This window comes from Arenimonas metalli CF5-1, from assembly GCF_000747155.1.
GTDB lineage: Bacteria > Pseudomonadota > Gammaproteobacteria > Xanthomonadales > Xanthomonadaceae > Arenimonas > Arenimonas metalli.
Genome location: NZ_AVCK01000008.1, coordinates 21,676 through 28,271, shown reverse-complemented (window position 1 = coordinate 28,271; position 6,596 = coordinate 21,676). Strand labels below are relative to the sequence as shown.

The 6,596-nt window shown below is 72.0% G+C and carries 8 protein-coding genes, 1 tRNA gene and 1 other RNA gene; 3 read left to right on the top strand and 7 right to left on the bottom strand.

The window, feature by feature from the left end; genetic code table 11:
• Positions 1 to 1,232: DNA polymerase III subunit gamma/tau (dnaX, locus tag N787_RS02375; RefSeq protein ID WP_034210516.1), on the bottom strand; the 1,232-nt coding region annotated here is incomplete at its 3' end.
• 139 nt (positions 1,233 to 1,371) lie between these two features.
• Between dnaX and N787_RS02370 the strand changes: the two genes are divergently transcribed.
• Together N787_RS02370 and ffs are read left to right on the top strand one after the other, a co-directional pair.
• A tRNA-Ser gene (locus N787_RS02370) sits at positions 1,372 to 1,464 on the top strand.
• Positions 1,465 to 1,512: 48 nt separating this feature from the next.
• An RNA gene (gene ffs, locus N787_RS14600) (signal recognition particle sRNA small type) lies at positions 1,513 to 1,609 on the top strand.
• A gap of 298 nt (positions 1,610 to 1,907) precedes the next feature.
• Here ffs and N787_RS02365 read toward each other — a convergent pair.
• Genes N787_RS02365 through N787_RS02340 form a run of 6 tightly spaced genes read right to left on the bottom strand, consistent with a single transcriptional unit; the run spans position 1,908 to position 5,531 of the window.
• Entirely contained in the window at positions 1,908 to 2,327 is a 420-nt protein-coding gene (locus tag N787_RS02365) for a molybdenum cofactor biosynthesis protein MoaE (RefSeq protein WP_034210502.1), read from the bottom strand.
• A complete protein-coding gene (locus tag N787_RS02360; RefSeq protein ID WP_034210501.1) occupies positions 2,324 to 2,560 on the bottom strand; it encodes a MoaD/ThiS family protein in 237 nt (78 codons plus the stop codon). The genes N787_RS02365 and N787_RS02360 overlap by 4 nt, the downstream gene beginning before the upstream one ends.
• Positions 2,557 to 3,045, bottom strand: a complete 489-nt coding sequence (gene moaC, locus N787_RS02355; protein ID WP_034210500.1) for a cyclic pyranopterin monophosphate synthase MoaC — start codon at positions 3,043 to 3,045, stop codon at positions 2,557 to 2,559. The genes N787_RS02360 and moaC overlap by 4 nt, the downstream gene beginning before the upstream one ends.
• 1 nt (position 3,046) lies before the next feature.
• Complete coding sequence (moaA, locus tag N787_RS02350) at positions 3,047 to 4,060, bottom strand: GTP 3',8-cyclase MoaA (protein WP_034210499.1); 1,014 nt, start codon at positions 4,058 to 4,060, stop codon at positions 3,047 to 3,049.
• Positions 4,057 to 4,800, bottom strand: a complete 744-nt coding sequence (locus N787_RS02345) for an MBL fold metallo-hydrolase (RefSeq protein WP_034210498.1) — start codon at positions 4,798 to 4,800, stop codon at positions 4,057 to 4,059. Before N787_RS02345 ends, moaA begins: the two co-directional genes overlap by 4 nt.
• Positions 4,797 to 5,531, bottom strand: a complete 735-nt coding sequence (locus tag N787_RS02340; protein ID WP_052575056.1) for a 3-deoxy-D-manno-octulosonic acid kinase — start codon at positions 5,529 to 5,531, stop codon at positions 4,797 to 4,799. Before N787_RS02340 ends, N787_RS02345 begins: the two co-directional genes overlap by 4 nt.
• 18 nt (positions 5,532 to 5,549) lie before the next feature.
• Here N787_RS02340 and N787_RS02335 point away from each other — a divergent pair, with 18 nt between their 5' ends.
• Positions 5,550 to 6,596 carry a glycosyltransferase family 9 protein gene (locus N787_RS02335; RefSeq protein ID WP_034210497.1) on the top strand — a complete coding sequence of 349 codons (1,047 nt, stop codon included), beginning with the start codon at positions 5,550 to 5,552 and terminating at the stop codon, positions 6,594 to 6,596.

Genomic DNA, 6,596 nt, shown 5'->3' with positions numbered 1-6,596 from the left:
GCAGGCGCAGGCGCCGGGGCCGCCGGCATCGCCGGGGCGGAGGCAGCGTGGCCCATCGACGGCATCGCGGCGCCGGGAGCCGTCGCCCGCCCGCCTGCCGCGGCCTGCGAAGACGCCGCGGTGCGCGCCGGACCGAGGGTGGCGCCTGCATCGCCCGCCGGCCGGAAGGCCAGCATGCGCAGCAGGGACATCTCGAAACCGGTGCGCGGACTGGGCGCCAGGCCCAGGTCGCGGCGGCCGGTCACGGCCATCTGGTACCAGAGCTGCACCAGCTCGGGCGACAGCCGCGCGGCCAGGCCGGCGACATCGACCCGGCCTTCCGGCGCCGCCGCCCCCGGCACCAGCTGCTGCAGCTGGATCTGGTGCAGGGCGGTGGCCAGGTCCTCGAGCACGTGGCCGAAATCCGGCGAATACGCGGCGAGCTCCTCGATCCGCGCCATGAGCGCAGCGCCGTCGGCACCGGCCAGCGCCTCGAGCAGCGCGCCCACCTGCGCCCGATCGACGGTGCCGAGCATGGCGTTGACCGCCTCCTCGCCCAGCTGGCCGCCGGTGTAGGCGATGGCCTGGTCGAGCAGCGACAGGCCGTCGCGCAGGCTGCCATCGGCGGCGCGGGCCAGCAGCGCGATCGCGCCGGCCTCGGCCGGGATGCCCTCGGCCGCGAGGATGCGGGTGATCTGGCCGCCGATCTGGGCCTCGTCCAGCCGCCTCAGGTTGAACTGCAGGCAGCGCGAGAGCACGGTGACCGGCAGCTTCTGCGGGTCGGTGGTGGCGAGCAGGAACTTGACGTGCTCCGGCGGCTCCTCGAGCGTCTTGAGCAGCGCGTTGAACGCGCTCTTGGACAGCATGTGCACTTCGTCGATCAGGTAGACCTTGGTCTTGCCGCGCGAAGGCATGTACTGGGCGTTGTCGATCAGCTCGCGGACGTCGTCGACGCCGGTGTTGCTGGCGGCGTCGATCTCGAGCAGGTCGACGTAGCGGCCGGCGTCGATGTCGCGGCAGGCGGCGCACTCGCCGCAGGGCTCGGCGCTGGTGCCGCGCTCGCAGTTGAGCGACTTGGCGAAGATGCGGGCGATGGTGGTCTTGCCCACGCCGCGGGTGCCGGTGAACAGGAAGGCGTGGTGGACCTTGCCGGTCTCGAGGGCGTTGCTGAGCGCGCGCACCACGTGTTCCTGCCCGACCAGTTCGGAGAAGCGCCGGGGGCGCCATTTTCGGGCTAGCACGAGGTAGGACATGCGGGGGCTCACACGGGGTCGGGACCGGCCGGGCCATTGTGCCAACCCCCCCGCCCCCGGGCCAGCGGGAATCGCCGTGCTTGTGGCCACCCGCCGCGACGGGTATGATTTCCGGCTTGTTTCAGGCGGTTATCTCTGCGGAGAGATGTCCGAGCGGTTGAAGGAGCACGCCTGGAAAGTGTGTATACGGCTAAACCCCGTATCGAGGGTTCGAATCCCTCTCTCTCCGCCACTCTTCAAACGGCGCGCCACTGGCGCGCCGTTCGCTTCAATGGTGGCCCCGTCGGCCCCCCGCGACGCTAGTCCGAAAACTCCGCCAGGGCCGGAAGGCAGCAACGGTATTGGATGATGCGGGCGCCGGGGTAAGTCGGCGGGGCTACCGCCCCTCTCGGGCGCGGCCCGAGGGGCAGCCCACGAGTCAAAAAAAGGGTCAGAGTAATTTAGCGTTTCAAACGCTAATTCACTCTGACCCCTTTTTTTGACCCGCGGGTCCCGGTCCGCACTCCCAATCCCCTGCGCCTGTCGGCGCGCCCCCTTACCAAGGGGGCTATGCGCTGCGGGGCTTCTCGCCGGAGGCTTCGGCCTGGCTTCGGCCCAACCCCTCGTCTGCCCTATCCGCTCTTATCCGGCTTTTTTCGCTCTTATCCGCGGCGAAAAGCTCTGCACTCAGGAACCTCACGGCTCCGGATGCAACCAGTCGGTGGCGCCGGTGGCGTAGCGTTCGCGTTTCCAGATGGGGACGCGGGATTTGACCTCGTCGATGATCCAGCGGCAGGCGTCGAAGGCGGGGCCGCGGTGACCGGCGCTGACGCCGACCCAGACCGCGAGGTCGCCGATCGCCAGTTCGCCGGTGCGGTGGACGCAAGCCGCGCTCGTGATCTCGAAGCGCTGCATCGCCTCTTCGAGGATGCGCTCGCCTTCGGATTCGGCCAGGGCACGGTAGGACTCGTAGAACAGGCCCTGCACGGCGCGGCCGTCGTTGTGGTCGCGGACCCAGCCTTCGAAGCTGGCGCAGGCGCCCGCGGCATCGGCCAGCAGGCGCTCGCGCAGGGGCGCGATGTCGAAGGGTTCGGTGGCGATGGCGAAACGCTTCATCCGCCCGACACCGGCGGGATGAAGGCGATCTCGCAGCCGTCGACGACCGGGGCATCCCACGGCGCGAACGCGCCGTCCACCGCCACCCGCAGTTTTTCCGCCGGCAGCGCGAAGCCGTGGCGCACACGCAGGTCCGCGTAAAGCGCGCCGAGCGACGCCGGCACCGGCAGCGACTCGCTGTCGCAACCCGCGGCATCGCGCAGGCTGGCGAAGTACAGCACGGTCACGCTCATGCCCGCGCCCCGCCGAAATCGCGCTTGCCGCCGCGCTTGGCGACGACTTTCGCCGGGCCAAGCACGATCGCGTGCGACAGCGCCTTGCACATGTCGTAAACCACGAGCGCCGCCACGGTGGCGCCGGTCAGCGCCTCCATCTCGACACCGGTGCGGTGCGTGGTGCGCACGCCGCACTCGATCCGCAGCACCGCTTCGCCCGTCCAGGCCACGTCGAAACGGCATCCCTCGATCGGCAGCGGATGGCAGAACGGCACCAGCTCGTGCGTGCGCTTGACCGCCATCGTGCCGGCGATGATCGCGGTGTCCACCACCGCGCCCTTGGCCGTCGCCATGCCGGCCTTGCGCAGCGCCGCGGCCACCGCCGCCGGGAAGCGCACGCGGCACTCGGCCACCGCTTCGCGCGACGTCACCGCCTTGGCGGAGATGTCCACCATCGCCGGTCGGCCGGCCTTGTCCACGTGGGTCAGTTTCCGGGTCGCCATCTCAGCCGCCTATGAAGAACATCTCGATTTTCTTGCGGTCGGGCGCCGAAGCGCGCAGCTCGCTGTAGCGGTCGCCGCGCGCGCGCCAGAGCCCCGCCAGGTGCGCGGCCAGCGCATCCTCGCCGCGGGCGATGTGCGCCCGCAGCGGCTGCCCCTGGGCCGCGAACAGGCAGGTGAACAGCTGGCCATCGGCCGACAGCCTGGCGCGATGGCAGTCGCCGCAGAACGGTTCGCTGACCGAACTGACGAAGCCCACCTCGCCCTGCCCGTCCATGTAGCGGTAGCGGGTCGCGACTTCGCCGCGATAGGTCGCGTCCACCGGCAGCAGCGGCCAGCGCGCCGAAATCCGGTCGCGCAGCTCGGCCGAAGGCAGCACGCCCTCGCGCTTCCAGCCGTTGCAGGTGCCCACGTCCATGTACTCGATGAAGCGCAGCACGTGCGGCGTGCCGCGGAAACGTTCGGCCAGCACCAACGCCTGGCCGTCGTTGACGCCGCGCTGCAGCACGCAGTTGATCTTGAGCCGCGCGAAGCCCGCCGCCTCGGCCGCGGCGATGCCGGCCAGCACGTCCCCGAGCTTGCCGCGCCCGCCCGACAGCGCGCTGAACTGCGCCGGATCCAGCGAATCCAGGCTCACCGTCAGCCGGTGCAGGCCCGCCTCGCGCAGCGCCCGGGCCTGGCCCGCGAGCAGCGAGCCATTGGTCGTGAGCGCCAAATCCTCAACGCCCGGGATGGCCGCCAGCCGCGCGACGAGGTCCGGCAGGCCCTTGCGCAGCAGCGGCTCGCCGCCGGTCAGGCGCAGCTTGCTGACGCCCAGCCGCACGAAGGCGCGCACCGCGGTCTCGATCTCGTCGAAGTCGAGCCGGCGCGCGCGGTCGAGCGCGGTTTCCTCGGGCGTCAGGCCCTCGGGCATGCAGTAAGGGCAGCGATAATTGCAGGTCTCGATCACCGACACGCGCAGGTCGTGCAGCGGCCGGCCCAGGCGGTCGCGCGGCAGCAGGTCGGCGGGCGTGTTCACGCGGACGGATCCGCCAGGGCCAGCACGTCGCCGGCGCGGGCGACGCGGTGGCCGCGCGCGCGCAGCGCCTCGCCGTCGGCCTCGGAGGCGTAGTGGTAGAGCACGCAGCGAGACAGCAGCGCCGGCGGATACTCGCGCTCGAGCTCGTCGACGCCGCTGTGCGATGGGTTGCCCTGCAGTGCGCAGTCGTGCGCCACCCACTCGCCGGCGTCGGCGAACTTCGCCAGCATTTCGGGGATCGGGCGGGTGTCGCCGGTCCAGACCACGCTGCCGGGCAGGCGCAGGCCGAAGGCGGTGTCGGGCAGGTGGTGGCGCACCGGGAAGACGTCGTACCACTGCCCCGCGTGCCAGAAGCCGCGCGTCACCGGCACCAGCTGGAACGCATCCCACCAGTTCGCGTCGCCTTCCGCGATGACGCCCGGGTAGTCGGCCACGCGCGACTGCAGGTGCGGCAGCACGCCCACCGGCACGTACAGCCGCACCTTGCCGCGACGCGCCGGGTCGAAATAGGTGGCGAAGAACAGCCGCTCCAGCCCCGCCACGTGGTCCATGTGCACGTGGGTGATGAACAGCGCGTCCGGCATCGCGCCGTAGGCGTCCTGGTAAGCGGTCAGCGCCTCCTGCCCGCAATCGACCATCAGCACCGGCGCATCGTCGCGCCGCAGCACCGCGGAGGCCGAGCCCAGGCGCACCGCCGCCTGCGAGTTGCCGACGCCAAGGAAGTGCAGCGACCAGCTCATGCGCGCGCTCCTTCGTAGGCCGCCTGCAGGCGCGCGAAGCCGGGGCGCCAGCGCGCGTCGCCGCCGGAGATTTTTTCCAGCGAACGCGCGAGCCGGCGCAGGTTGGCCTGGCGCCAGGCACCGGGCACGCGGCGACGGCCACGGTCGAAGTCGATCAGCCAGGGCGTGCCGGCGGCGTCGACCAGGATATTGTGGGCGTTGAGGTCGGCGTGGTGGATGCCGGCGGCGTGGAAGCGCGCGAGCATCGCGCCGATCGCTTCCCAGGGCGCGGCGTCGGCCGCCTCGCCCAGCCATTCGGCCAGGGCCCGCACCGAAGGGATGCGCTGCACCAGCAGCGCCGCACGATAGCCCAGGCCGCGACGCCAGCACGCGGCGGCCAGCGGCGCGGGCACCGGCAGGCCTTCGGCGTGCATCGCGGCCAGCAGGCGGAATTCGGCGAAGCTGCGCACCGCGTCCGCGCCGCGCCACAGGTAGGTTTCCCGGCTCAGCCGCGCCACCAGGCCACCGCGCCGGTAGTGCCGCAGCACGGCCTCGCCGAAGGCGCCGGCGACGAACCACGCCGCGCCGCGTCCGCCGGCCTGCACCGGCCGCGCCTGCGCGCCGTAGGCCGCCGGGTCGAACAGTGCGGGCGTGGCTTGCTGCACCCGCGCCGGGTCGAACACAATCGTGCCCTGCCCGCGCGCGTCGCGGAAAGGCTGCTGGCGCTCGAGGGCGGCGACGGTCACTTCCATTCGAGGCCAGTTTAACCAATGCCCGTGAACAGCGCGCCGCGTTCGATCTGCCTGCTCCGCCTCTCGGCCCTGGGCGACGCCACCCATGCCCTCGCCCTCGTGCGCCAGCTCCAGCGGGCGTGGCCGGATGCGGCCATCACCTGGGTCATCGGCAAGGGCGAGGCGAAGCTGATGGAGGGCCTCGAAGGCGTCGAGCTGGTCGTGTTCGACAAGCAGGCCGGGCTGGCGGGCTACCGCGCGCTGCGCGCCCGGCTGTCCGGCCGGCGCTTCGACGTGCTGCTGAACCTGCAGCTGGCCCTGCGCGCCGGCCTGGCCTCGACCGCGGTGAAGGCCGACCGCCGCATCGGCTTCGACCGGGCGCGCAGCAAGGAGGGCCACTCGCTCTTCATCAGCGAACGCATCCCGCCCGGCGGGCACCACGTGCTCGATGCCTTCCTGCAGTTCCTGGCGCCGCTGGGCCTGTCGCGGGGCCCGGTGGAATGGCGGATGCCGGTGCCCGAGGCCGCGCACGACTGGGCGCGCGAGCAGCTGCCGGGCGACCAGCCCACCCTGCTCGTCTCGCCCTGCTCCAGCCACGTGCTGCGCAACTGGCGGCCGGAGCGCTACGCCGCGGTCGCCGACCACGCGGCCGCGCAAGGCTGGCGCATCGTGCTGTGCGGCGGCCGCAGCACGCTCGAGCGGGAAACCACCGATGCCATCCTGGCGGCCATGAAGGCGCCGGCGCTGGACCTGGTCGGCAAGGACACCTTCAAGCAGCTGCTGGCGCTGCTGGCGCGCGCCACCCTGGTGATGTCGCCCGACTCGGGGCCTGCGCACATGGCCAATGCGATGGGCACCGCGGTGCTCGGCCTGCACGCCTGCACCGACGCCGAGCGCTCCGGCCCCTACTCGGACCGGCGCTGGACGGTGAACCGCTACGCCGAGGCCGCGGAAAAATTCATGGGCAGGCCCGCCAGCCAGCTGGCCTGGGGCCGCCGGATCGAATTCCCGGGCGTGATGGACCTGGTCACCGTGGACGACGTGATCGCGCGCTTCGAGGCCTTCCGCGCCGAGCAGGGCGCCTGA

Coding starts and splice junctions, on each gene's coding strand:
- N787_RS02345 (WP_034210498.1), bottom strand. CDS start 4,800: ATGAGCTGGTCGCTGCACTTCCTTGGCGTCGGCAACTCGCAGGCGGCG.
- N787_RS02365 (WP_034210502.1), bottom strand. CDS start 2,327: ATGAAGCGTTTCGCCATCGCCACCGAACCCTTCGACATCGCGCCCCTG.
- N787_RS02335 (WP_034210497.1), top strand. CDS start 5,550: ATGCCCGTGAACAGCGCGCCGCGTTCGATCTGCCTGCTCCGCCTCTCG.
- N787_RS02360 (WP_034210501.1), bottom strand. CDS start 2,560: ATGAGCGTGACCGTGCTGTACTTCGCCAGCCTGCGCGATGCCGCGGGT.
- moaC (WP_034210500.1), bottom strand. CDS start 3,045: ATGGCGACCCGGAAACTGACCCACGTGGACAAGGCCGGCCGACCGGCG.
- N787_RS02340 (WP_052575056.1), bottom strand. CDS start 5,531: ATGGAAGTGACCGTCGCCGCCCTCGAGCGCCAGCAGCCTTTCCGCGAC.